Source organism: Rariglobus hedericola (genome assembly GCF_007559335.1).
In the GTDB taxonomy this organism is placed as follows: domain Bacteria; phylum Verrucomicrobiota; class Verrucomicrobiia; order Opitutales; family Opitutaceae; genus Rariglobus; species Rariglobus hedericola.
The window spans coordinates 1,527,448-1,552,187 of sequence record NZ_VMBG01000001.1; the positions used below are offsets into that span (position 1 = coordinate 1,527,448).

The 24,740-nt window shown below is 61.4% G+C and carries 27 protein-coding genes and 1 tRNA gene; 17 read left to right on the top strand and 11 right to left on the bottom strand.

Annotation, left to right across the window (positions count from 1 at the left end):
- Nucleotides 1-26 precede the first annotated feature (26 nt).
- The 6 genes from FPL22_RS06690 to FPL22_RS06715 all read right to left on the bottom strand — a co-directional run bounded on the left by FPL22_RS06690 (nucleotide 27) and on the right by FPL22_RS06715 (nucleotide 4,496).
- Complete coding sequence (locus FPL22_RS06690) at nucleotides 27-401, bottom strand: four helix bundle protein (RefSeq protein ID WP_144229325.1); 375 nt, start codon at nucleotides 399-401, stop codon at nucleotides 27-29.
- Nucleotides 402-463: 62 nt separating this feature from the next.
- Nucleotides 464-1,327, bottom strand: coding sequence for an acetyl-CoA carboxylase, carboxyltransferase subunit beta (gene accD, locus FPL22_RS06695; protein ID WP_144229326.1), 864 nt, complete (start codon nucleotides 1,325-1,327; stop codon nucleotides 464-466).
- 11 nt (nucleotides 1,328-1,338) lie between these two features.
- Complete coding sequence (locus tag FPL22_RS06700) at nucleotides 1,339-2,070, bottom strand: double zinc ribbon domain-containing protein (RefSeq protein WP_144229327.1); 732 nt, start codon at nucleotides 2,068-2,070, stop codon at nucleotides 1,339-1,341.
- Between the two features lie 4 nt (nucleotides 2,071-2,074).
- The gene (gene truA, locus FPL22_RS06705) at nucleotides 2,075-2,839 is read right to left on the bottom strand and encodes a tRNA pseudouridine(38-40) synthase TruA (protein WP_144229328.1); all 765 of its coding nucleotides are present in this window, start codon (nucleotides 2,837-2,839) and stop codon (nucleotides 2,075-2,077) included.
- On the bottom strand, nucleotides 2,839-3,321 hold the full coding sequence (gene ruvX / locus FPL22_RS06710) for a Holliday junction resolvase RuvX (protein ID WP_238991328.1): 483 nt from the start codon (nucleotides 3,319-3,321) through the stop codon (nucleotides 2,839-2,841). Before ruvX ends, truA begins: the two co-directional genes overlap by 1 nt.
- An 86-nt stretch (nucleotides 3,322-3,407) precedes the next feature.
- Nucleotides 3,408-4,496: a mannose-1-phosphate guanylyltransferase gene (locus FPL22_RS06715; RefSeq protein WP_144229330.1), complete on the bottom strand. Its 1,089-nt coding sequence runs from the start codon at nucleotides 4,494-4,496 to the stop codon at nucleotides 3,408-3,410.
- An 83-nt stretch (nucleotides 4,497-4,579) separates the two neighbouring features.
- Here FPL22_RS06715 and FPL22_RS06720 point away from each other — a divergent pair, with 83 nt between their 5' ends.
- Nucleotides 4,580-4,915: a rhodanese-like domain-containing protein gene (locus FPL22_RS06720; protein ID WP_144229331.1), complete on the top strand. Its 336-nt coding sequence runs from the start codon at nucleotides 4,580-4,582 to the stop codon at nucleotides 4,913-4,915.
- Nucleotides 4,916-4,947: 32 nt separating this feature from the next.
- Here FPL22_RS06720 and FPL22_RS06725 read toward each other — a convergent pair whose 3' ends face one another.
- From FPL22_RS06725 to FPL22_RS06735, 3 genes are all read right to left on the bottom strand, one after another.
- The gene (locus FPL22_RS06725) at nucleotides 4,948-5,868 is read right to left on the bottom strand and encodes an aminotransferase class IV (protein WP_144229332.1); all 921 of its coding nucleotides are present in this window, start codon (nucleotides 5,866-5,868) and stop codon (nucleotides 4,948-4,950) included.
- 123 nt (nucleotides 5,869-5,991) lie between these two features.
- Nucleotides 5,992-6,441, bottom strand: coding sequence for a helix-turn-helix domain-containing protein (locus FPL22_RS06730; protein WP_144229333.1), 450 nt, complete (start codon nucleotides 6,439-6,441; stop codon nucleotides 5,992-5,994).
- An 80-nt stretch (nucleotides 6,442-6,521) separates the two neighbouring features.
- Nucleotides 6,522-7,307 (bottom strand): SDR family oxidoreductase, encoded by a 786-nt coding sequence (locus FPL22_RS06735; RefSeq protein ID WP_144229334.1) that lies wholly within the window; start codon nucleotides 7,305-7,307, stop codon nucleotides 6,522-6,524.
- Between the two features lie 154 nt (nucleotides 7,308-7,461).
- Between FPL22_RS06735 and FPL22_RS06740 the strand changes: the two genes are divergently transcribed.
- The 10 genes from FPL22_RS06740 (at nucleotide 7,462) to mfd (ending at nucleotide 18,873) form a co-directional block, all read left to right on the top strand.
- A complete protein-coding gene (locus tag FPL22_RS06740; protein WP_144229335.1) occupies nucleotides 7,462-8,568 on the top strand; it encodes a Gfo/Idh/MocA family protein in 1,107 nt (368 codons plus the stop codon).
- A 49-nt stretch (nucleotides 8,569-8,617) separates the two neighbouring features.
- A complete protein-coding gene (locus FPL22_RS06745) occupies nucleotides 8,618-9,448 on the top strand; it encodes an MBL fold metallo-hydrolase (protein ID WP_144229336.1) in 831 nt (276 codons plus the stop codon).
- A gap of 54 nt (nucleotides 9,449-9,502) precedes the next feature.
- A complete protein-coding gene (locus FPL22_RS06750) occupies nucleotides 9,503-10,393 on the top strand; it encodes an NAD(P)-dependent oxidoreductase (RefSeq protein WP_144229337.1) in 891 nt (296 codons plus the stop codon).
- 104 nt (nucleotides 10,394-10,497) lie between these two features.
- Nucleotides 10,498-11,979 (top strand): PAS domain-containing hybrid sensor histidine kinase/response regulator, encoded by a 1,482-nt coding sequence (locus tag FPL22_RS06755; protein ID WP_144229338.1) that lies wholly within the window; start codon nucleotides 10,498-10,500, stop codon nucleotides 11,977-11,979.
- A gap of 58 nt (nucleotides 11,980-12,037) precedes the next feature.
- Nucleotides 12,038-12,111 (top strand) — tRNA-Cys (locus FPL22_RS06760).
- An 82-nt stretch (nucleotides 12,112-12,193) separates the two neighbouring features.
- A complete protein-coding gene (locus tag FPL22_RS06765) occupies nucleotides 12,194-12,973 on the top strand; it encodes a ParA family protein (protein WP_144229339.1) in 780 nt (259 codons plus the stop codon).
- Nucleotides 12,974-13,037: 64 nt separating this feature from the next.
- The gene (locus tag FPL22_RS06770) at nucleotides 13,038-13,841 is read left to right on the top strand and encodes an ABC transporter permease (protein ID WP_144229340.1); all 804 of its coding nucleotides are present in this window, start codon (nucleotides 13,038-13,040) and stop codon (nucleotides 13,839-13,841) included.
- 9 nt (nucleotides 13,842-13,850) lie between these two features.
- On the top strand, nucleotides 13,851-14,645 hold the full coding sequence (locus FPL22_RS06775) for an ABC transporter permease (RefSeq protein WP_238991329.1): 795 nt from the start codon (nucleotides 13,851-13,853) through the stop codon (nucleotides 14,643-14,645).
- The gene (gene rnc / locus FPL22_RS06780; protein WP_144229341.1) at nucleotides 14,642-15,319 is read left to right on the top strand and encodes a ribonuclease III; all 678 of its coding nucleotides are present in this window, start codon (nucleotides 14,642-14,644) and stop codon (nucleotides 15,317-15,319) included. Before FPL22_RS06775 ends, rnc begins: the two co-directional genes overlap by 4 nt.
- Nucleotides 15,320-15,426: 107 nt before the next feature.
- The gene (gene mfd / locus FPL22_RS06785; RefSeq protein ID WP_144229342.1) at nucleotides 15,427-18,873 is read left to right on the top strand and encodes a transcription-repair coupling factor; all 3,447 of its coding nucleotides are present in this window, start codon (nucleotides 15,427-15,429) and stop codon (nucleotides 18,871-18,873) included.
- 4 nt (nucleotides 18,874-18,877) lie between these two features.
- On the opposite strand, the gene miaA is transcribed toward mfd, so the two are convergent.
- Nucleotides 18,878-19,792, bottom strand: a complete 915-nt coding sequence (gene miaA / locus FPL22_RS06790) for a tRNA (adenosine(37)-N6)-dimethylallyltransferase MiaA (protein WP_144229343.1) — start codon at nucleotides 19,790-19,792, stop codon at nucleotides 18,878-18,880.
- Nucleotides 19,793-19,925: 133 nt separating this feature from the next.
- Between miaA and FPL22_RS06795 the strand changes: the two genes are divergently transcribed.
- The 6 genes from FPL22_RS06795 (at nucleotide 19,926) to FPL22_RS06815 (ending at nucleotide 23,978) form a co-directional block, all read left to right on the top strand.
- Entirely contained in the window at nucleotides 19,926-21,095 is a 1,170-nt protein-coding gene (locus tag FPL22_RS06795; RefSeq protein ID WP_203235127.1) for a glycosyltransferase family 4 protein, read from the top strand.
- Entirely contained in the window at nucleotides 21,092-21,976 is an 885-nt protein-coding gene (locus FPL22_RS06800; protein ID WP_144229345.1) for a diacylglycerol/lipid kinase family protein, read from the top strand. Before FPL22_RS06795 ends, FPL22_RS06800 begins: the two co-directional genes overlap by 4 nt.
- A 65-nt stretch (nucleotides 21,977-22,041) precedes the next feature.
- Nucleotides 22,042-22,884, top strand: coding sequence for a UDP-2,3-diacylglucosamine diphosphatase (locus tag FPL22_RS06805; protein WP_144229346.1), 843 nt, complete (start codon nucleotides 22,042-22,044; stop codon nucleotides 22,882-22,884).
- Nucleotides 22,885-22,954: 70 nt separating this feature from the next.
- On the top strand, nucleotides 22,955-23,095 hold the full coding sequence (locus tag FPL22_RS17680; RefSeq protein ID WP_162525218.1) for a hypothetical protein: 141 nt from the start codon (nucleotides 22,955-22,957) through the stop codon (nucleotides 23,093-23,095).
- Between the two features lie 119 nt (nucleotides 23,096-23,214).
- Entirely contained in the window at nucleotides 23,215-23,625 is a 411-nt protein-coding gene (locus FPL22_RS06810) for an Hsp20/alpha crystallin family protein (RefSeq protein WP_144229347.1), read from the top strand.
- Nucleotides 23,626-23,792: 167 nt separating this feature from the next.
- Nucleotides 23,793-23,978, top strand: coding sequence for a hypothetical protein (locus tag FPL22_RS06815; RefSeq protein ID WP_144229348.1), 186 nt, complete (start codon nucleotides 23,793-23,795; stop codon nucleotides 23,976-23,978).
- Between the two features lie 69 nt (nucleotides 23,979-24,047).
- On the opposite strand, the gene FPL22_RS06820 is transcribed toward FPL22_RS06815, so the two are convergent.
- Nucleotides 24,048-24,728 carry a DUF4197 family protein gene (locus FPL22_RS06820; protein WP_144229349.1) on the bottom strand — a complete coding sequence of 227 codons (681 nt, stop codon included), beginning with the start codon at nucleotides 24,726-24,728 and terminating at the stop codon, nucleotides 24,048-24,050.
- Between the last annotated feature and the right edge of the window lie 12 nt (nucleotides 24,729-24,740).

Below are 24,740 nucleotides of genomic sequence, written 5' to 3' on the forward strand. Positions count from 1 at the left end.
CAACATCCAACGCTCATAATGAGCCGTCATTTTGTGCCTTTCTTGCGGGCGGTTTTAAGACTCGAAAAGAAAATACGAATCAGCTCTTCGGTTTCCGCCAACAAAGGCAGCACGATATCCGGCTTGGGGATCAAGGGAACCCTTTGGATCAATCGCAGCCAACGACGGGTCTCTCTCAACTCCTTAAGACATATGCTCAGCTTATGAATAAAATCCGCGTTGGATTCGGCCGCTTGCGCCTCACCATGATTAGGTAAGACTGCAGTTCCTGAACGCAGCATTTGGTTGGCGACATGCGTTCCAGCTGGCGAACGGCGAATCGACTCCGCCAGACGCACGATATTCGCCACGTAGTCTAACAGGCGGTCCTCCAAATCAAAACGCGACGTCTTCTCATCCATTGAACGTTGAGTGTTGAACGTTGGATGTTGGACGTTGAATCCGGACCCGAGGCATCAAGCCTTCACTTCTTCGCCGTGGGCAGCTTGCGCAGATACAAAGCCTGCAGGATGTCCCGCAAGCGGTCGCGCATATCGAGGCGGCTCACGATCTGGTCGATCAAGCCGTGCTTCTGCAGAAACTCCGCCGTCTGGAAACCAGGAGGCAGGGTCTGCTTCACGGTGTCTTTGATCACGCGCGCACCGGCAAAGCCGATCAAGGCGCCCGGCTCGGCGATGTTGATATCGCCCAGCACCGCGAAGCTGGCGGTGACGCCACCCATGGTCGGATGCGTAAGAATCGAGATGTAGGGCAGCTTTGCCTCGGCGAGACGGCCCAGCGCGGCGCTGGTCTTGGCCATCTGCATGAGGGAGAAAATACCTTCCTGCATACGCGCGCCACCCGAGGCGCTGAAAATCAAACACGGCGTCTTGTTCTTGAGCGCGATTTCGATGGCGCGGGTGATCTTCTCACCGACCGCCGAACCCATCGCGCCGCCGCAGAAACGAAAATCCATCACCGCCACAGACACCGGAATGCCGTGGATTTTGCCCGTGCCGCAAACGACCGCCTCGGTCAGGCCGCTTTCCTTTTCGTATTTCTTGATACGGTCGGGATACTTTTGCGAGTCGACGAACTTAAGCGGATCGGCCGAGCGGATGCTGGCATCGATCTCCTCAAAGGTGCCCTCATCGAAGAGCGCCGTGATGCGCTGGCGGGCCCCGATCGGGAAGTGATAACCGGACTTCGGGACGACCATCTGGTTCTCCTCGAGTTCCTGATTGAAGACGATCTCTCCAGAGATGGGACACTTGGTCCACATACCCTTGGGGATGTCCTTCTTTTTGACGACGACCGTCGAATACTTCGGTTTGCTAAAGAGCGACATGCGGGAAAAAATTAACCGTGGCCGAACGTGACGACGTTCAGGTTCAACGCACCTGCACGGCGGAGAACGCCAGCGCAGGAATTGAGGGTTGAGCCTGTTGTAAAAACGTCATCGACGAGGATGTAGGGTGAGGCGGGATTTATGGTCGCCCCTTTGGCGAGTGCAAAGGCATTTTTCAGGTTCGCCCGACGGGCCTTGCGGTCGAAAGTCGTTTGCGATGGCGTATCCACCACCCTATCCAGCAGTGCCTCAATTCGCGTCGTGCCTCCCGCCGCTCGCGCCAAGGCACCAGCCAGCAACGCAGTCTGGTTGTAGCCGCGCTCACGTTCCTTCCGCGGATGCAGCGGCACCGGCACCAATATCGACCCACGGACAAATTCCATCACATGCGCAGAACCGCGCACGACCTCCTCTACATCCGCCAGCACGTGGTGACCTTTGTGATATTTGAGCTCATGGATGAGCGCCCGCGCCGGACCTTTGAACAACGTCACCGTGCGGCCTTCGCCATATTGAGGATGCAGGCCTTCGCAGTGGGGACACATCCGCTCGCCCTCGACCTCGCCAAAAAACGGACTGCCGCAGGTCGAACAACTCGGTGGTTCGACCAAATAAATCATCGGCTCGCACTTCACGCATATATGACGCAAGCGGCCACCCTCGACCAAGCCTCCGCAGCCCAGGCACACCGGCGGAAACACCATGTCGGTCATTCCCCGCAGGATCTCACGCGCGGCGTTCATCGCTTCAATAAAACACCTTCACCAGACACAATCCCTGTGGCGGTGCCGTGAACACGCGTTGGGTGCGCACCTGGCTGGCCAGAATTTCCGTCATGTCGTCGGGCTTCAACCGGCCCGCGCCCACATCGACCAAGGCCCCGGTGAGGCTGCGCACCATCTTGTAGAGAAAGCCGTTGCCCTCGGCCGCGATGCGCAGGCGCGTGCCGCGTCCGGTGATATCGAGACGTTTCACCGTGCGCACGGTATCTTCCTTTTCCACGCCGCTGCCGGGCATCGCGGTAAACGCACGAAAATCATGCGTCCCCACGAGCAACTTCGCCGCTGCGCGCATCGCCTCGATGTCGAGCGTGCGCGCCATCGACCACGTGTAAGCCTGCGTAAACGGATCGGCGAACGCCCCATGACAGATGTCGTAGTGGTAGATTTTCCCCTTGGCCGAAAACCGCGCATGAAACGTCGCCGGCACTTTTTTCGCCGTGAGAATCTGAATCGTCGGCGGCAGTCCGATGCGCATCGCGGTGAGCAGCTTCGCCGGATCGTGCGACCACTGTGCGTCGAAGTGAAAGACCTGCCCGCGCGCATGCACCCCCGAGTCGGTGCGGCCGCTGCCGGTGATATCGACCGGCGTTTTAAACACCGCCGCCAGTCGAGCCTCGATGACCGACTGCACGGTCTCGGCGTTGGGCTGAATCTGCCAGCCAGCCAACGCCGAACCGTCGTAAGCGACGGTGCATTTCCAGCGGGAAACCTCGGTCGGTTGCGCACTCATCACGCTTCGGGACCGGACAACGCCGGCGGGAAACGTTGGTCCAGATAATCCTGCAGGATGATGGCCGCCGCACGTGAATCGACGATCCCCTGACCGCGGATTTCACGGAGCTGTTTCTGATTCAGTCCGGCTTCGGCCATGTGCGAGGTCAGCCGTTCGTCGATGAAGTGCACGGGCAGCGCAAACTCGCGCTTCAAACTCTCCGCGAAGCCCTCGACTTCCTTCGCCTTGAAGCCGACCGAGCCGTCCATGTTGTAAGGAAATCCAATGACCAGCTCGGTGATCCGGCGCTGCTTCACGACGGCGGCCAGACCCTCGCGGCGTTGCTTCGGCTCCGCCTCGATGAGCGCGGGCAACGGCGTGGCGATGCCGAGCTCGTCCCCGTAGGCGAGCCCGATGCGCCGCGTGCCGTAATCGATGCCGAGGAATCGCATGAGTAGAGGAATCTCAACGTCCAACATCCAACGCCCAACGTTCAACATCCAAGGAGAGAATGTTCGGAGCGTTCATTGAAAGTTGGAGGTTCGATGTTGAGTGTTGAACGTTGCACAGACCGTGGCGCCGCAGCTCAGAGCCACTTCGCGCCGCCCTTGAGCGCTTCGACTTTTTTGAGGAGCGCTTTGATCTCCTGTGATTTCGACTTGGGGCAGACGAGGGTCGCATCAGCGGTGTGCACCACGATCAAATCATCCAGGCCGACGACGGTCACGAGATGCCCTCCTTCGCTGAATACGAGGTTGTTGCTCCCCTGCTCCACCACGGCGAGTCCGCGCGAGACATTGCCCGCTGAATCCGGCGTGAAGTGCTTGCAGACCGCCGGCCAGGCCCCGACGTCGTCCCAATCAAACGATGACGGCAGCACCACGACATTCTTGGATTTTTCCAAGAGCGCGTAGTCCACGGAAATCTTCGGCAACGTCGGATAAGCCTTTTTGAGGACGCCGGCCAGCGGACGCTTTTTTGCCAGCGCGACACGGATCGGCTTCAGCGCGGCATCGAGCTCGGGCGCGTGCTGTGCGAGGGCCGTCTCCACCACCGGAACGCTCCACACAAACATGCCGGCGTTCCACACGTAGTCGCCGGCTTTGAGGTAATCCTCGGCTACCGCTTGTTTCGGTTTTTCCACGAAACGCTTCACGCGAAACACCGGACGGCGGTTGAAGGATTTCCATTTTTCACCGCGCTGGATGTAGCCAAAACCGGTGGCCGGTTCGGTCGGCGTGATACCGATGGTAACCATGACCGCATCGGCCTCGGCCGCCGCGAACGCCGCCCTGAGATCAGCCTCGTAAGACTTACCGTCATGGATGACGTGGTCGGCGGGCAACACCGCAAAAATACCCTGCGGATCGCGCACGGCCACGATCGCGGCGGCCAAGCCCACGGCAGCGGCGGTGTCACGTCCGACGGGCTCGGCGATGATGTTGGCGGCAGGGATCCCTTTGCAGACCTCGCGCACGGCCTTCGCCTGAATGGCGCTGGTGATGACGTAAATATTCTTGGCGGGAACCAGCGGCTTAACGCGATCGATGGTTTGGGCGAGCAACGGCTTGGAACCGACCACGGGCAGAAGATGTTTCGGACGAGGGGCGCGACTCTGGGGCCAGAAACGCTCTCCTTTACCGCCGGCGATAATGACAATGAAATGCTGAGGCATGTGGGAGGATTTTGCGCGGTGGAGGGAGCTTGGTGCAATTTCCATTTGCGGGCCCCCGCCGAACGGTTGTCGTGACCGTCATCATGTCCGACACCCACCCGATCGAAGTCTCCGTTGAAGAAACCAAGCGCCTCCTGGATGAAACGCCCGGCGACGTGGTGCTCATCGATGTGCGCGAGCCGTTCGAAGTGGAAACCTGCCGCATCGCCGGCGCCGAGCACATCCCGATGCGCCAGATCCCGGAGCACGTCGGTTCACTGCCGAAGGACAAACATTTGCTCATCCACTGCCACCACGGCGGACGCAGCCTGCGCGTGACCCAATACCTGCGGGCCAACGGCTACGATGCCGTGAGCAACGTCGCCGGCGGCATCGATGCGTGGTCACTGGTCATCGACCCGACGGTGCCCCGTTATTGAACGAGAGGCTCGGCGCACGAGCGCGGTCCGCATCACACCAGTTGCTGCGGACGCTCCTCGATATAGGCGGCCACATACGCGGCGAAGGCGGTTTTCAGCCGCAACGTCAGCGTGTCGGCGCCGGTCGTGAACACGACGTCATCGATCGCGTGCACGGGCACGATATCCTTGGTCGTGGCGGTGAGAAAACACTCCTGCATACCGGCCAAATCCTCGGGCCGCACCGTCTGTTCACGCACCGTGACGCCGACCGCCGGCGCGAGGTGATCAATCAATATACGACGCGTAATCCCTTCCAGAATACCCGCCTCCACCGGCGGCAGAACCAGTTCACCGTCACGCACAAAACCGATATTGCTCACGGCCGCCTCGGTGATCTGACCCGCAAGATTGGTGATCACCACTTCATCCGCTCCGCGTGAACGCGCTTCGCGCAGACAGAGGAGATTATTAAGATAATTACCCGTCTTCCACGCGGGGTTGAGCGTGCCCGGATGGTTGCGATGCAATGTGCGCGCCAACGAGAGTGTGATCCCCTTCGCTTCCACCTCCGCCGTCAGTAACGGACACGGTTGCACCAGCAGCACAAAATCTTCGCCATCGGATAGCGCGACATCGAGCCCGATGGCCCCACCCCCGCGCGTGATTTGCAGGCGGATATAGAGTTCCACCGCATCGCCTCCGGTCTTCGTCCGCCAGGCCGCGACCGTCTTTTTAACCTCGGCGAGCATCTGCTCCTGAGACCACCGCAACGTCATATATAGCGACGCAGCCGAACGTTCGAGACGCTGCCAATGTTCATCCCAGGCAAAAACCACTCCATTATAAGTCCGCCAAACCTCATAGATGGCATCGCCATAAAGAAATCCACGATTGAGCGGAGCGATGGACGGTTCGTCGGCGGAGTGGAGGCGGCCATTGGTATTGGCCTGTATAAAATGGGCGGGAGGCATGAGGATTTGGCTGACCTGAACCCACACCCGCACGGGCCGGTGGCGCAAGCGGTAAAACAAAAACGCCCCCGTGTAATTAAACACGGGGGCGTCGCAATAAAAGCGGACGAAGACCGGAAGGTCTTACGAAGCAGCGGGAGCCTCGGGAGCAGCGGCGGTGTCGCCGGAGTTACCACGAGCCTTCACGAGGCCGGCTTCCTTCTTGATGTTCTGCACGCTCGGGAGCGAGAGGCCCAAGGAGGAGGCGATTTCAGCACCGGACTGACCGGCCTGAACGGCGGCGATCACCTGCTGCTTGAGCTCGGGGGTGATCTTGGCGCGGGTGCGCTTGCCTGCCTTGGGAGCCTTCGGGGCCTTGGCGACTTTCGCGCCCTTGACCTTCTTGCCTTTACCTTTGCCAGCCTTACCAGCGGCGGCCTTCAGGGCCTTGATAAATTCATTAAGGTTTCCGTAACCATACTCAGCGGGGAGTTTGGCGAGAGCCGACACGCGGTCGGAAGCGAGTTTGGCTTCGGCTTGAGCAATCTTGGCTTTGGCCTTGGCGAGTTCTGCAATTTGGTCGGTGAATGACATATCGAGGCGAATATCAAAACAGATGGCGGCTTTATCAAGTCTATATTATCGAATAATAAAACCGCCAGCCGACCGCTAAATCAAATGGTCATCGCATGATAACCGCCGTCCACCACAATCTCCGCACCGGTGATAAAGCTGCCCGCATCTCCCGCCAGTAATAGCGTGGCACCAATCAGTTCCTTGGCTTCACCAAAGCGCTTGGCCGGCGTATGACCGAGGATGGAAGCGACGCGTTCCGGCGTGAGAACCTTGCGATTCTGTTCGGCGGGAAAGAATCCGGGCACGAGAATATTAACGCGCACATTCTTCGGAGCCCACTCACGGGCGAGGTTTTTGGAGAGATTATGCACGGCCGCCTTGCTGGCCGAATAGGTGAATACACGCGAAAGCGGGACGAGGCCGGACATCGATCCCAAGTTGATAATAGAGCCGCCTTGGCCACGCTCGGTCAGGTATTTACCAAATACCTGGCAACCGAGAAACACGCCTTTGACATTGATATCCATAATGCGTTCGAACTCCTCTTCCGTGATATCCAGGAATGGCGTAGGCGAGTTCACGCCCGCGCCGTTGACCACTATATCAACGTGGCCGGAGCGCTTGAGCACGGCTTCGAGCAAGTTGTTTAATTGCGCTTTATCACTCGCTTCCGAAGGCAGAAAGTAGGCTTTGCCTCCCGCCGCGTGGATTTTAGCGAGACGGGCGGACGCCTTTTCTTCATTGCGACCCACCAGCACCACTTCAGCGCCCGCGCCCGCCAGACCTTCCGCCATGGCTCCGCATAATTCACCGGTGCCACCAATCACGACGGCCACTTTGCCGGCCAGGGAAAACAAGGAGGTAAGATAATCAGGGGAGCTCATATGGATATAGATAGGATTGGCGCCAGACAACAGGTCCGGCGGGCCGGCGCCCAGCATGCTGTTGTGAATCAATTTTCAGTTAAGTGCACGGCGGGAAGCGTCTGCATACTTGCCAGCATGGCCGGCTCCTTATTCAGATAAGGACTTCCCTTTCATGGACTCCTCATCGTCCCCTCTCACTTTCGCCATCGTCGGTTGCGGCAGTATTTCGCCGACTCATGCCAAAGCGTTGCGCGCCTTGCCGCCCGCCGATGCCCGCCTCACCCACTGTTGCGATATCAACACCACGCTGGCCGAGGCCTTCGCCAAGCAGTTTGACCTGAAGATCGCCTCGTTCGAGGAACTCCTCGCCGACCCCGCGATCGACGTGCTGACCTTTTGCACACCCAGCGGATTGCACGCCTCGCTCGGTGCCCGCGCCCTCGCCGCCGGTAAACACGTGGTGATCGAGAAGCCCATGGAAATCACTGCGGCGGCCTGCGAACCCTTGATCGCCGCGCAACGCGCCGCCGGCTGCAAACTCGCGATCATTTCGCAGCATCGTTTCGACCCCTCCAGCCAGCAGGTCCGCGGCGCCATCGACCGCGGCGAACTCGGCTCGCTGGTCCTCGCCGAAGCGCGCGTGCCCTGGCACCGCAGCCAGGAGTATTATGACTCCGGCGACTGGCGCGGCACGTGGGCGCTGGACGGCGGCGGCTGTCTCATGAATCAAGGCGTGCACACCGTTGACCTGCTGCTCTGGCTGGCCGGTCCCGTGAAGACGGTTTACGCGCAGATGCGCACCGCCGCCCATGAGCGCATCGAGGTGGAAGACGTCGTCACCGCCACGCTCACCTTTGCCAATGGCGCCATCGGCAACCTCATGGCGACCACGTCGGCTTATCCCGGTTTCCCCGCTTATCTCGGACTGCACGGCACTCAGGGCTCGGCCGTCATCGAGGGCGACGAACTGCACCTGCTCGCCATCAAAGGGCGCGATACCATCCACGGCAAAACCGCCACGGCCCACGCCCTCCAAGTCGCCACCGGCGGCACCAAATCCGCCACGGCCAACGCGTCCGCCATTCCCGCGACTGCGCCCGCCGACGGAGCGTGGGCCTGGGGCGATGCGCACCGCGAACAATTTGCCGATTTTATCCGCGCCGTGCGCACCGACGGCACGCCACTCGTCGATGGCGTTGCCGGCCGTGCCGCCGTGGCGTTGATCAATGCTGTTTATGAGTCCGCCCGCACGGGTCGTGTGATCATCCTCGCGGACTGATTCCGGCCTTCCTGCTTGCGCGATCCGGCGGAGCACCCGTTATTAACGCATGGCCCGCCTCCCCCTCGAAGATAATTTCACCGACGTCATCGCCAAAGCCCAGCGCGGCCTGAAAATCAGCGACGAACAACTCGCCGAGCGCGCCGAGGTTTCCGTCGAGGCACTCGCCGCCGTGAAAGCCGGCGAGGTCAACGATGTCGTCATCCGCCGCATCTCGCGCCACCTCAAGCTCAGCGCCAACGCCCTCGACGACCTCGCCCACAAGCGCTTTTACCCCGTTGCGCCCGTCTTCCCCCGCGGCTTCGTGATGTTCAACACCGCGTTCGAAGACATGACGGTGAACAGCTACCTGCTCTGGGATGCCCGCTCGCGCTTCGCCGCCGTCTTCGACACCGGCGCCAATGCCGACGGTCTCATCGACATGATCGAGGCCGAGGACCTCGATGTGCGCCACATCTTCATCACGCACACTCACGACGATCATATCGCCGCCCTGCCCGCTCTTGCCGCCGCCTGCCCCCGCGCCGAAGTCTGGGCCAGCGAACTCGAGCCGGTGGACTTCCCCGGAGCCAGGACGTTCGCCGAAAACGCGCACTTCCACGTGGGCAACGAGCTCGCCATCAAGACCCTGTTCACCTGGGGCCACTCACCGGGCATGACCACGTTCTTCGTGACCGGCCTCAGCTGGCCCGTCGCCATCGTGGGCGATTCGCTCTTCGCCTCCTCGATGGGCGGGAGTCCGACTCATTACGCCGACCAGTTGCGCAACAACCACGAGAAGATTTTCACCCTCCCGCGCAACACCGTGATCGCCCCCGGCCACGGCCCGCTCACGACCCTCGCCCTCGAGAAACAACATAACCCGTTTTTCGCACGCTAAGGTTCAGATTCGCGATACGCCCTCTTCTCAAGTCCAACCACCCACCGGATATTTATGTCTGAGACCATCGCCTTTGTCGGAGTCGGCCGCATGGGAGCCAACATGGCCCGCCGCCTCAAAGATTGCGGACACACCATCGCCGCCGTTTACGATGTCCACGCCCCCTCAGCCGCCGCCCTCGCCGCCGAATTGGGTGCCCGCCACGCCACCTCGCTGGCCGAAGTCACCGCGTCAGCCGATCTGATTTTGACCGTCGTCACCGACGATGCCGCGCAGCTCGCCGTCTTCGGCGCACCCGCCGCCGGTGATTCACTGCTCATCAGCGCCAAGGGCAAAACCTTCGTCAACTGCGCCACGCTCACGCCCAAGGTTCACGTTGAAACCGCCCGCCTCGCCGCCGAAGCCGGCGCCTCCGCCCTCGAAGCCTGCATGGCTTCGTCCATCCCGCAGGCCCGCAACGGCACGCTCTATCTGATGTGCGCCGGTGAACGCACCACGTTTGACCGCCTCGAGCCCGTGTTGCTCCACCTCAGCAACGCCCTCCGCTACATCGGCCCCGCCGGCCAGGCCGCCCAGGTCAAAGCCCTCGTCAACATGGTCATGAATATCAACACCGCCGCGCTCGCCGAAGGCTTGGGCCTCGGCAACGCGCTGGGCTTGGACCTGGATATGTTGCGCGAAGTATTCGCCCAGACCGGCGCCAATTCCCAAGTCCTCAAAACCGACGGCGAGGACATGCAAAATCGCGCCCACGATTGCTACTTCTCCGGCGCTCACGCCGCCAAGGATTCCACCATCGCCTGGACGCTCGGCGCCGAAGCGGGCCTGAGCCTGCCGCTGGCCGCCGCCACCAAACTCCAATACGACCGCCTCGTCGCCCTCGGTCGCGGCGCCCTCGATAAATCCGCCGTGGCCGAACTCACCTTCCCCGGCCGTCTCGACTGATTCGTCCGTCCCGCCTAACCGTCCGCAAAGTTTTACAAGGCCCTATCAACCTGCGGTGCATTTGGCATAGACTAGGCTCACGTTATCAGCCAGTGATTACCCCCATGAGTTCAGCCCAGCGCAGGAAATCAGTTCTGATCTTCGCACTGGCTTTTGCCCTCCTCGCTTCCCTCGGCGCGATCATTATTCCGTCGATTGACAGCAACACGGAGGTTTCGCCGCAGTATTATATTCTCTGTCTCTCCGTCATCGGGTGCGTGCTGCTCGTTCTCGGTGGTTACGTGTGGGACCGCTCTCTCATGCAGCGCCTGCGCGACATGAATCATAGCGCGGAGACACAAGTCCCCGAGGCTGATAACGACGAGATTCACGACGAAGTCATCGGTCTCGCGCGCAAGATCGAGCGCATGGCCCAGTCGCTGCAAAAACTCGAAGCCAGCTATCGCGCCGTCGTCGAGGACCAGTCCGACCTCATCTGCCGTTATGCGCCCGACGGTAAACTCACTTTCGTCAACGGTGCCTATGCCCGTTTCCTGGGCCGCAAGCGTCTTGAACTTATCGGTCATCCCTGCCTGTTGGTCACCTCAGGCCTGATCAAGCCACACACCGCCGCCCTACCCGAAGCCGCTCTTTTCGAACAAACTTCAACGGATGCCAGCCAGACGGCCGTCATCCTTTCTTGGACACATCGCGCCATTAAAGACAGCGAAGGCACCATCATCGAATACCAGGCCGTCGGTCACGACGTGACCACTCGCAAGGAAGCCGAGCTCGCGCTGATCGCCGCCAAGGAAGCCGCGGAATCCGCCGACCGCGCCAAGAGCGAATTCCTCGCCATCGTCAGCCACGAGATCCGCACGCCGATCAACGGCGTCATCGGCTTCGGCAAACTGCTGCGCGACTCCAATCTCACCGCCGAGCAACGGTCATTTGTCGATATGATCACCAGCAGCGGCCAGACGCTGGAAACCCTCATCAGCGACATCCTTGATCTCTCCAAAATCGAAGCCGGCAAGATCGAGATCGAACACGCCCCGTTCGCACTCCGTGATTGCATCGACGAGATCAGCGCGCTCTTCGGCCCCCGCGCCCGCGAAGCCGGCCTCACCATCACCACATCTCTCGCCCCCGGTATGCCCGCGCTGGTCAACAGCGACCACGGCCGCCTCCGCCAGATCCTCAGCAACCTCGTGGGCAACGCCATCAAGTTCACCGAAAAAGGCGGCATCACCATCTCCGTCGCCGCCGCCCCCGAGGAAATCCTTTCCGGCGGCGTCCACCGCGCCGTGCGCCTCCAATTCAGCGTGCGCGACACCGGTATCGGCATCCCCGCCGATAAGATCAACCAACTCTTCCGCCCGTTCAGCCAGGTGGACACCTCTGCCAAACGCCGTCGCGGCGGCACCGGCCTCGGTCTGATCATCGCCAAACGTCTCTGCGAACGCATGGGCGGCGCCATCTCCGTCGAAAGCCGCGTGGGCGAAGGCTCGGTTTTTTACTTCAGCATTCTGGCTGATTACGAAATCGGCCACAGCCTCGCGCCGTTCAACACGACCGACGCAAAAAAAGCATCCCTCACAAGCTGAGTTTCCGTTCTTGCGGAGGACTCTTTTTTCACACAAGTTCCGCGCTCCTTCAGTCCAAGGCGCGATAGCCAAGTGGTAAGGCCGAGCTCTGCAAAAGCTCTACCGCCGGTTCGATTCCGGCTCGCGCCTCCAAATTTTAAAACCGCCGGTCCCTCGACCGGCGGTTTTTCTTTGCCCCCCGCCCATTCGTCATTGGTCATGGGGCATTACCAAAATGTCCTCCCTCGTCTTCACCATCGCCAACCAGAAGGGCGGCGTCGGCAAAACCACCACCGCCGTCAATCTCGCCGCCGCGCTCGCCGAGAAGAAAATCCACACCCTGCTGATCGATCTCGACCCCCAGGCCAACGCCACCAGCGCCATCGGTGTTGAGAAAATCCCCGGTCGCTCCCTCTACGGCCCGCTCAACGGTGAAGGGACCGCGCTCGAGATGGTTGTCCCCACTCAATACGAGCATCTCGCACTCATTCCGTCCGAGGAAGATCTCGCGGCCGCCGAAATCGAGATCGCCCAGTCCGAAAACTACCTCGCCAAGCTCCGCACCGTCCTCGAGCCGCTCAAAACCTCGGGTGGCTTTAAAGTCATCATCATCGATTGCCCGCCTTCCATGGGCATGCTGTCGATGAACAGTCTCGCCGCCGCCGACTACCTGCTCATCGCGCTCCAGTGCGAATACATGGCCCTTGAGGGTCTCGGGCAGATTCTGCGCAACCTCGAGCGCATCAAAAACGCCGGCATCAACGGCGGTCTCGAACTCGGTGGCGTCGTCATGACGATGTTCGATATCCGCACCAATCTCTCGCGCCAAGTCGTCGAGGAAGTGAAGAAGCACCTGCCCGAAAAAATCTTCAACACGGTCATCCCCCGCACCATTCGCCTCAGCGAGGCACCCAGCTTCGGCAAGACGATCTTCGACTACGATCCGCTTTCCCCTGGAGCCACCGCCTACAAGAACCTCGCCAAAGAGGTCATCGCCCGCTTCGGCCTTAAGTAATTGCCCGGATTCCGCTCCGCGCCCTTTGCGACTTGGCGTCTTTGCGTTAAACCTCCGCCTCCGCATGTCTTTCGCCAAATACCGGCACGCCTTCCTGATAGGCCTTCAGAGTAACATCGTTTATCGATGGAACTTCGGTATCCGCGCGCTCTTTTCGCTCTTCCACCTCGCGTTCGTCTTCATTCTTTGGGGTGCCGCGTATCAAGGTCAGACGGAAATCGCCGGCTTCAGCCTCGACCAGACGCTGACCTACTTCGTGGTCATTCTGATCATGCAGTTCTTCATCGGTGCGTTCAACGAGGACTACCAGATCAGCGAAGATATCCGCAACGGCATCATCAATCAGTTCCTGCTGAAACCGATTAACTACTACCTCTACCGGTTTAGTATTTTCGTCGCCGCGCGACTGGTTTCCGGACTCCTCGCCCTCCTGCCCATTCTTATCGCTCTACCCCTTCTCAAAGACCACATCGCCCTGCCCGATGAACTGTGGCGCCTGATGCTCGGCCTGCCCGCCATGCTCATGGCCGCATTGATCCAGTTCACCATCGCCTACATCTTCGGCCTGCTGACGTTCTGGTTCCTCGAAATCCAGTCCTTCATCATTCTCTCGCTCGCGATCGAAACCGTTCTCGGCGGCCAGATGTTCCCGCTCGATCTGATGCCCGGCTGGTTCTACCGCATCTCGCAGTGGCTGCCGTATTACTACCAGATGTATTTCCCAACGGCGATTTTCACCGGACGTCTTGATCATACCTCCGCGTTGAACGGCCTCGCGATCCAATCGTTCTGGGTCGTCGCCTTGTTGATCCTAGCCCAATTCCTCTGGACCCGCGGTCTGCGCCGCCACACCGCCGTCGGCGGCTGATTCCCCATCGTGAAACTCATCGATTACATCCGCATCTGGCTCGCCTGCGCCCGCTACTCGGTCGTGCGCACGATGATGTTTCGTTTTGATTTCATCATGTGGGCGCTGGTGGAGTTTTTCTGGATGGGCGTGAACCTCCTGCTGATCCAGGTCGTCTACGATCACACCGATTCCATCGCTGGCTGGAGCAAATACCAGATGCTGCTCCTCGTCGGCAGTTCGATGCTCGTGCAACGGTTCATCATGGGCTTCGTGTGGACGAATCTCTTCGAAATGGCGCGCAACATCCGCACCGGCCACTTCGACTTCTTCCTGGCCCAGCCCGGCAACCCGTTGATCATGGTCTCCACGCGCAAGCTCGACCTCGACGGGCTCTCCAACGCCGTCGTCGCCACCGCCGTGGTCATCTATGCCGCCAACCGGCTCGGCATCGACCCGTCACTGCTCGATCTCCTCGCCTACGCCGCGATGATTTTTTGCGGCTTCCTCATCAATTACGCGATTTTGCTCATCACCGTGTCGCTCACGTTCTGGCTGGGTGCGGCCCAGGGCATTGAGGGCAGTTATTTCACATTGATGGAGTTCTCACGCCTCCCCCGCCAGGCCTTCAAGGGCGCTGCCGGCGTCCTCTTCGTATGGATTCTTCCCGCCGTCGTCGTGAGCAATGTCCCGGCTTCCACGCTCATTCACGGCTTCAGCCTGACCAACGCGTGCTGGTTGCTGGCCGTCACCGTTTTCTGGATGAGCCTGGCTCTCTTTGTTTTCAACCGCGGTCTCCGTCGCTACGCCAGCGCCTCGTCATGACCGATTCACTTCAGCATCGCCTCGGCCACACGTTCGCCCGGCCCGCGCTCCTTCAGCAGGCCCTCACCCATCCGGGCTACTCCAACGAGCACCCCGATGACGGCGACCATTATCAACGTCTCGAATTTCTCGGCGACGCCGTGATTCAATTCGTCGTCACCGCCGCGCTCTTCCAACTGCGCCCCGTCGAACGTGAAGGCGAACTCAGCCGCCTGCGCGTCGCGTTGACCAACGGTCTTTTCCTCGGCGAACTCGCGCGCGAGCTCGAACTGCCCGCCCACCTGCGCCTTTCCGCCGCCGAGCAAAAAACCGGCGGTTCACCCACCGTCGCCGGCGACGCCTATGAAGCCGTGGTCGGCGCCGTTTTCCTCGATGCCGGACTGTCCGTCGCCCAGGCGTTTATTATGCGCACCTACGGCGACCTCGAAACCCGTCTCGCCAGTCTCCGCCTCGACGAAGCCAACCCCAAGGGTCGTCTCCAAGAGCGCGTGCAGCCCACCCACGGCACCGGCGCCTTGCGCTACGAAACCGTCCTGTCCGGCGGCCCTGACCACGCCAAGGAATACACCTCCACCATCTTTCTCGCCGACCGGGTCCTCGGCACCGGTTCAGGCTCCTCCAAAAAAGCCGCCGAAGAATCCGCCGCCCGCGCCGCCTTGGTCTCCAAAATGTAGTCGGCGCACTTGCAGCCCGTTCCGCTGTCCATTCCGTCCGTCTTCCGTCTTCCGTCTTCCGTCTTCCGTCCTCGGTTCTCTGTCCTCCGTCCTCGTCAGCGTCGTCCATGTCCGTCACCGCCCACCTCACCCGCATCAAGCTCACCGGTGTCTGCCCGCCCGCCCGCGGTGCCGTCATCGCCGAGCTCACGCGCGGACACCCTGCCCCCGTGTGGCTGGTCATCACCGAGGATCTTAAACACGCCGAGCAACTCGCCGAGGACATCTCGTTTTTTCATCGTTCCGCCGGTGGAAATCCCGCCGCCGTCGAGACCCTCATCTTTCCCGAGTCGATGCCCGACAGCCGCGATATGCGCGAAGCCTTTGCCGCCTCCGCCGATCGCACCACCGTCCTCAGCCGGCTCCGCTCCGCCCGCTCGATCACTCAGGTTTCAGGTTTCAGTCCTCAGGTTTCTCTCGTAGTCCTGACGACGCCCGCCGCCCTCCTCCAACCCGTTCCCGCCCTCGAAGCGTTTTCCAACCGTGAAATCACGCTTAAGCGCGGACAATCCCAACCCTTCAAAGCCCTGCTCGAAACGCTCCACGGCCTCGACTACGACAGCGAAGCCGTCTGCGAATCCCCGGGCCACTACGCGATCCGCGGCGGCATCATCGACGTTTACCCTATCACCGCCACTCAGCCCTACCGCCTCGATTTTTTCGGAGACGAAATCGAAGACATCCGCGCCTTCGACCCCGTCACCCAACGTTCCGGCGAACAGATCGACACGATCACACTCTCCGCCTCACCGCGCCTCAAACTCGACGCCTCCAAAACCGGCCTCGCCGACTACCTCTCGCCTCTCACCCAGCTTGTCTTCGTCGAGCCCGCCTCCCTCGACGAGGAATTCTCCTCCTTCGCGCGCGAGGGCTTCGACGGACTCTCCCCGCTACTCCTCAAAGCCTCCGGCGCCTTCGGCCTCGCCGACATCGACGAAGCCGCCGCGCTCTTCGACGGCGAGGGCGTCACCGAGATCACTTGGGACACCGAGAGCCTTGTTCACCACCGCACCTACCCCTCCGACGACCTCGTCGCCCAAGAACGCCTCTCCGCCGAAGAAGACGCCCGCCGCACGTTTCTCACCCAACTTGTCGCCTGGAAAAAAGACGGTTACGGCCTCGCCTTCGTCGTCTCCAAGGAAGGCGAAGAACAACGCGTCAAAGAAATCCTCGCCGAGGACCCGCGCTTCAAAGGCCTGCAACCCCTCTGGGTCCGCGGCACGCTGAACGAAGGTTTCCGCTGCACCTACCGCGCCGGCGCCGGGCTCCTTTGGTCCACGCTCCCCAAGCGCAAACTCGGCGAGATCGGCGGACTCGTTCTCGTCACCGAAACCGAACTCTTCGGCCGCCAGCGCACCCGCCGCGTCACCGGCACGCAACAACGCGCCCTCGTCACCCGCGCCCAGGTCGACCAGCTCCTCGACTTCTCCGAACTCGTCGAAGGCGATTTCGTCGTCCACCTCCAGCACGGAATCGCCCTCTACCGCGGTCTCACGAAACTGGATACACGTGACGGACAACGCGAAGTCATCTCCCTCGAATTCGACGACGGCGTCACCCTCCACGTCCCGCTCCAAGAATCGCACCTCATCAGCCGCTACGTCGGCCTCGGCAAAGCCAAGCCCCAACTCGGCAAAGTCGGCTCCGGCCGCTGGGAAAAAACCCGCCAGGCCGCCGAACGCGCCACCATCGACCTCGCCGCCGACCTCCTCAAAATCCAAGCCCAGCGCGAAGCCCAACCCGGCCACGCTTTCCCGCCCGATAACGACTGGCAGAAAGAATTCGAAGGCTCGTTCCCCTTCACCGAAACCAAGGACCAGCTCACCGCCATCGAGGCCACCAAAGCCGACCTCGAGCGCGCCCGCCCGATGGACCGCCTCATCTGCGGCGACGTCGGTTTCGGCAAAACCGAGGTCGCCATCCGTGCCGCCTTCAAAGTCGTCCAAGGCGGCAAGCAGGTCGCCATCCTCGTCCCCACCACGATCCTCGCGCAGCAACACCTCAACACGTTCCGCGAACGCATGGCCGGCTACCCTATCGCCGTCGAGATGATCAGCCGCTTCCGCACCAAGGGCGAAGTCAACCGTATCCTCGCCGCCACCTCCTCGGGCCAGGTCGATATCCTCATCGGCACTCACGCCCTCCTCACCGACCGCGTCGCCTTCAAAGACCTCGGCTTGGTGATAGTGGACGAAGAGCAACGCTTCGGCGTGAAACACAAAGAGCGCCTCAAAGCCATGCGCACCTCCGTGGACATTCTCTCCATGTCCGCCACGCCCATCCCGCGCACACTCTACATGGCCATGACCGGCGCTCGCGACATGTCCGTCATCGAAACCGCGCCCGTCAACCGCCACCCGATCCAGACCATCGTCAAAACCTACGACGAAAAACTCGTCGTGGACGCCATCCGCCACGAGCTCCGCCGCGGCGGACAAGTCTTTTACCTCCACAACCGCGTGCAGACGATCAACCTCGTCGCCGCCCGCCTCCGCGAGATGTTGCCCGACGTCACCATCGGCGTCGGCCACGGCCAGATGGACGAACACGAACTCGAGCGCGAGATGACCGACTTCGTCGCCGGCAAACACCAGGTCCTCGTCTGCACCACGATCATCGAAACCGGCCTCGATATCCCCAACTGCAACACAATCATCATCGAAGGCGCGGACCGCTTCGGCCTCTCGCAACTCTACCAACTCCGCGGACGCGTCGGCCGCTTCAAACACCAGGCCTACGCCTACCTCCTCCTCCACCGCCACACGCGTCTGGTCGAGATCACCCGCGAACGCCTCAACGCCCTGCGCACCCACAACCAACTCGGCGCAGGTTTCCGCATCGCCATGCGCGACCTAGAACTCCGAGGCGCCGGCAACCTCCTCGGCTCCCAACAAAGCGGCCACATCATCGGCGTCGGCTTCGAACTCTACTGCCAACTCCTCCGCCAATCCGTCGCCCGCTTGAAAGGCGACAAACACGCCGCGGCCATCCGCGCCAACGTGAAGCTCGATTTCGTCTTCGTCGGCGAATCCGCCGCTTCCGGCCTTCAAGTCTCAGGTCTCAACCCTCAGGTTTCTCAGTCCTCCTACCAAGCGATCAAAGCCGCCGAGCAATCCGCCGACGGAGCCGTCGAGGTCGCTAAAATCCAGGCCCGCATTCCGTCCACTTACATCACCGAAACGCGTCTCCGCATCGACTTTTACCGCCGCCTGGCGATGGCCGCCGGCGCGCTCCAGCTCAAAGAAATCGAAGCCGATCTCCATGACCGCTTCGGCAAATTCGGCGACGAAGTCCGCGCGTTGCTGCTCATCACCGAGATCCGCATCCGCGCCGAGCAAAAGGGCATCATCAACGTCGAGACGGAATCATCCCGCCTCAAGTGCCTCCGAGGTTCCGGCGTCCGCGACGACTACGTCATGCTCGCTGGGTCCCGTTTCCCTCGCCTAGTCGCCCCGAAGGCCCTGGCCCGCCTTAAGGAAATCCTCACCTTCCTCGGCAACCTGCCGTCGGCCTAAGCGATCATCCACCGAACACGCTTTCCACGGTCGCCAACTGTGCCGACAGCACACGATGCTCAGGAAGCTGCGTGCGAAACCAGGTGCGCTGTTTTTTCACCAACGCACGCGTGTTCTTAACAATCTCCGCCGCGAGTTCCGTGCGTGGCAGCACACCGTCGAGCATCGCCAGCGTCTCGCGGTAACCAATCGCCCGCGCTGCGCTCAGGTTTTTCTCCAGGCCCTCCACGCGCAAACGCTCCACTTCGTCCACGAGTCCGTCGTCAATCATCCCATCCACACGACTTGCAACGCGATTATCCAACTCCGCCGCCTCACGGTCCAGTTGCGTGCAGCGCACATCCCAACCGGCAAAGGGCGATGGCATGCGCGCGAATTCCGCCGCCAGCACATCAAGCGGTTTACCCGAAGCGCGACAGCGCTCCAACGCCCGTGTCACCCGTCGCGGATTCGCCACATCAAGCGCACCCAGACCTTGCGGATTCAGCGCATGCAAATCCGCGACCAAGGCCGCCAGCCCTTCGTTCGCCAGCTTCGCATTGATCTCCCCACGCAGCTCCGCAGGCACTTCGACGTCGTCGGCCACCGGCGCAAAAAAACTCTTCAGATAAAACCCGCTGCCACCCGCCACCAGCACGCGTTTGCCGCGCGCCGTGATGTCCGCCACCGCCGCCTGGGCTTTCGCGACATACGCGGTTACGTCCATGCCTTCGCTCACCGCACACAAATCAATCAGATGATGCGGCACCCGCGCCCGTTCGTCCGCCGTGGGTTTCGCCGTGCCGATGTCCATGCCGCGATAAAACAACAACGCGTCGCACGACACGATTTCGGCGTCATTCGTCTCCGCCCAGCGCAAAGCCAGCTCGGTCTTGCCGACCGCCGTGGGCCCTGTGAGCACATGAATGATTCCCTTCATTGAAGGCCTTAATTCCTTCGCACCCTTCGCGTCCTTCGCGAGACATTCCTTTTGTTACGCTCAGGTAATATCCAACCGTCCGCCGACGTTTCCCCTCGCGCCCGCCGCTCCGCGCGTTTCCAACGCTCTTCGCGTGAATATCGCCCTCGTCACCGAAACCTTTCCGCCTGAGATCAACGGAGTGGCCATGACGCTCGCCCATCTGGTCGAGGGTCTCGCCCGGCGTGGTCATCGCGTCACGGTCATCCGCCCGCGCCAGAATTCCCGCGATCTCCCGCGCTCCGACGGACTCTACGAGGAGTTGCTTTGCCCCAGCGTGCCAATCCCCGGTTATTCGTTTCTTCGCGCCGGCCTGCCCGTGCGTGGACGCCTGCTCAAGTCCTGGCGCTCCGACCGGCCCGATCTCGTGCACATCGCCACCGAGGGCCCGCTCGGTTACGCCGCGCTCTCCGCCGCCGATAAACTCGGCCTGCCGCTCACGTCGAGTTTTCACACCAACTTCCACAGCTACTCCAAACACTACGGTTTCGCCTTTCTCACGCGTCCCGCCCTCGCCTACCTGCGGCATTTTCACAACCGCACACGCATCACGCTTTCGCCCACTGCCGAGCTCAACGCCGAGCTCACCCGCGACGGTTTCCACGGCATGCGCCTGCTCTCCCGGGGCGTGAACACCGAGGTCTTCACACCTGCCGTCCGTGACGACGCCCTGCGCCGTTCGTGGGGCGCCGGCTCTGAGGATTTGGTCGTCGTCCATGTCAGCCGTCTCGCCGCGGAGAAGAACTACCCGGCGTTGTTCGAAGCGTTCGCCCGCATACGCGCTTCGCAACCATCCGCCCGTTTCGTCGTGGTCGGCGACGGCCCGCTGCGCAAAAAACTCATCCGCGCCTACCCGTGGATTCGCTTCACCGGCTTTCTTTCGCGCGCCGATCTCGCACGCCACTACGCCTCGGGTGACGCATTTCTCTACGCGAGTCTCACCGAGACATTTGGCAACGTCGTCACCGAGGCCATGGCCAGCGGGCTGCCCGTGCTGGCCTTCGACTACGCCGCGCCCGCCCGCTATATTCGCAATCTTGAAAACGGCCTAACCGTTCCCTTTGGCAATCTCACGGCCTGGCATCACGCCGCCGACACGCTCGCCGCGAATCCGTCGCTCCGTCGCCGCATCGGCGAAGCCGCCCGTCGCACCGCCGAGGGCATTTCGTGGAACCACGTCATCGACGGGTTCGAACGCGATCTGCATGAGGTCGCCGGTTTGACCGTGCCAAACGCCGTCCCCGCGGCCATCGTCGCCTCGTGATCAAGACGCGGTTCATCTTCAACCCCCGCTCCGGGCATAACGCCAAGAATCCCCACCTCCTCGAACGCGCGCGTGCCTTTATCCGTGAACGCTCGCTCGATGCCGATGTCGTGCTCACCGAGCGCCCGCGTCACGCCACCGAGTTGGCCCGCCGTGCCGTGATCGACGGCTGCGGCCTCGTGGTCGCCATCGGCGGCGACGGCACGCTCAACGAAGTGGCCGCCGGTCTCGTCGGCACGTCCGCCGTCTTTGGCCTCATCCCGTGTGGCTCCGGCAACGGCCTTGGCCGCCACCTCGGCATCCCCGGTCCCGGCAAGGGCGCCTTTCGCACGCTGGTCGAAGGCCGCGTGCGCGTGATCGATACCGGCGAGGTCAACGGCATCCCGTTTTTCAACGCGATGGGCATCGGCTTCGATGCCGAGATCGCCGATCGCTTTAACCACCTCACGCGCCGCGGTCTCGCCTCCTACGTGCGCACCACGCTTGGCACGCTCTTCCATTACAAGCCGCAAACCTACCTGATCCGCAACGGCGTCGCCTCGCTGGAGACGCCCGCCTTCATCCTCACCGTCGCCAACTCCGACCAATACGGCAACGACTGCTACATCGCCCCCGGCGCCTCGGTCGATGACGGCTTGCTCGACCTCACGGTCATCAAACGCGCCAACGCCTTCAACGCCGCACCGCTGGCCGCCCGCCTGTTCCTCAAAAAAATCGACGGCAGTTCTTCCGTGTCCCGTATGCGGGGCAACCACTTCACCATCGAGCGAGCCGCTCCCGGCCTCATCCACACCGATGGCGAAACCCACCAGGCCGCCGCCTCGCTCGATATTACCGTGCGTCCCCGCAGCCTGCGCATCATGGTTCCAGCCACTTCGTGACGTTCGCGTGACTAATCACCCCACCCCCTAGTCAGCGGCCGTCACATTTGTTAAACTCCTCACCGATGGACACCAAGCCACTCCAGTTTCGGACGATCATTATTTCCGACGTCCACCTCGGCACTCACGACTGCAAAATTCGTGAGGTGAATCATTTTCTCAAATACACGCAGTCCGAGAAACTGATTCTAAACGGCGACATCATCGACGGCTGGAAACTCAAACAAGGCGGCCACTGGCCGAAAACGCACACGCGTTTCATCCGCCTCATCCTGAAAAAACTCGAGAAGAAGGACACCGAGGTCGTCTACCTGCGCGGCAACCACGACGACGTGCTCGCCAAGTTCCTCCCGATCGCCTTCGAGAATCTCGTGATCGTCGAGGATCACGTTCACCACGCTGTGCGCGGCGATTACTTCGTTCTTCACGGCGACGTGTTCGACACCATCACCAAGAATTTTGTGTTCCTCGCCTACGCCGGCGACTGGGGCTACCGCGCACTCATGCGCATCAACCGCCTCTACAACAAATGGCGCGCCTGGCGCGGCAAGGACTACTACTCGCTCTCCAAGGCCATCAAGGCCCGCGTCAAACAGGCCGTGAATCACGTCTCGAATTTCGAGGACCACATCGCCGAGCTCGCCAAGAGCCGCGGGTGCATCGGCGTCATGTGCGGCCACATTCACACCGCCGCCGATCGCATGATCGGCGATGTCCACTATCTGAACTCCGGCGACTGGGTTGAATCGCTCACCGCCGTGGTCGAGCACTTTGACGGACGTTTTGAAATCGTCGATTTCGCCGACTTCCGGAAACAGTTCCCCCTCGAAGACGAGGCCGTGGAAACCGACGAGGCGACCGCCGCCTCCGTCGCGGCCGATGCAAATCGCGCGCTCGCCACTGCGTGACGTTTTTGTGAATCGCGCAAAGCCAGTTGGCACGCGTGATGCATTGTGTAGAGTAACTCACAATTACTCAATGAACCGGACAAACCACCATCTCCTCAGCACCGCCGGCACTTCGATCACGAAGGCCGTCGTCCAATGCTGCGCACAGATGCGTCCGGCCACCTGCCAACGTTGGAGCAAATCCAAACAAGGCGCGGGCTCACAGGCCTAAACTTCCTCCTAGAAGGACCGAAGTTACCACCTGATGAAGCCCGGAGGCCACAAGCCCCAGGAAGCCACCGCTTAGTCCCGATCACTCAAAAACCAATTTTCACTTTTTCTCCTTTTCCCATGAACACCATCATCCACCCGCTGAAGCCCGCCAGTCGCAGCACCCGCAGCCCGGACGCCACGGTTAACACCGTCGACGCCCGAAAGCCGCACTATGACTGCCAGGAGCTGCAGGACGCGCTGAAGGTCGTCGTCTATGTTCCGGGCGTGGACGCAGCCGGCGTGGAAATCACCACCCGCGGTCCCGACCTCCTGGTCACCGCCCGCAAGAGCCACTTCGTCCGCGTCAACTTCGGTGCCCTCAACCTTGAAAGCGTGCAGCGCGACTACTCGCTGAGCCTCCGGCTCGGTCGCAACCTCGACTACACCGCCCTCCAGGCCGAAATCCACGAGGGCGTCCTCACCTTGACCGTTCCCAAGAAGATCCCCGCCCAGTTTCCCACCCGCGAGGCTCTCTCCTTTGTAGCCTGATTAGCCTAATACTTGCAGGAAGGCGTCTCGACGCCCCTGTCGGTCTGTTGTCCGCCGGCCTTTTTTTGGCCGGCGGACTTTTTTTATTATTCGCCGCACTTTTCCGCTAAATTCCTGTCGCTCTCGTAACGATAAAAGGTTCAATCCATCTCACCCCGCTTACCCCAATGATCTCGCAAACCCATACCCTCCCGCCCAAGCCCGCCGTGTCCGTTGAAGCCTCCGCACCGTTCGATGTGCTCTGGGGCAAACCCATTTTTCGCGCTCCCGACATGCTCCCGCGCGTCGCCGTCGCCGCCAGCGTTCCGTTCACCGCCCATCGCGTGACCGAGACCCGCCGCTCGGCCAAATAAAAAACCTCGCGGTCACCCGCGAGGTTAGCCCGGTCCACTTTCAACGCGCCGTTTTTCACGGCGCGTTTTTTATTTCTTAAACAGCGCGAAGGCTTTTTGCGCGAGAGGATTGCTGCTCAGCAGCGCAGGGTTGGCGCGCACCGCGGCCTCCTGTTTCGACATCAGCGCAAAGCTCTGGGCGATCACCTGGTCGCACACATAACCATCGAGATCGCTCACGGCTTTGCTGCCGCCAAAACCCGCCAGCGGTCCGGCCAGTGCCAGCATGTCCTTGGCCTTGGTCGCGAGACCGGTCGAAGCCGTCGCCTGCTTCACGAGCGGCAATAATTTTTCGCGCAGCGCGGGAGCGGCGGATTTTTTCAAAAACTGCGTGGCCGCATCGGTGCCACCACCGAGCACGCTCGACGCATCAGCCACCGAAAGATCCTTCACCGAGGTCTGCAGCAGGCTGCTCATCTGCGGAGACAGCTTGGCCACCGTCGCCGCGAGTGCGTCACTGAAACCCGAAGCCGTCTCGGCTTTGTCGGTTTTCGAAAGCGCCGTTTGAAGCTTGGCCAGAGCGGGCGGAGGCGTGACGGACAACTTACCTTCGCCGAGTGCCTGGCTGATGATGGCACCGAGACCCGACTTGAGTCCTTCGGTGAGTTGAGCGGCGGGAATCACCGTCTGCGTGGCGGCGGGCTTGGTTTCAGCCACGAGCGCGAGCGGTGCGAAAAAGATGATCGATGCGAGGAGAAGCGGGGATTTCATGCGCCCGCCAAC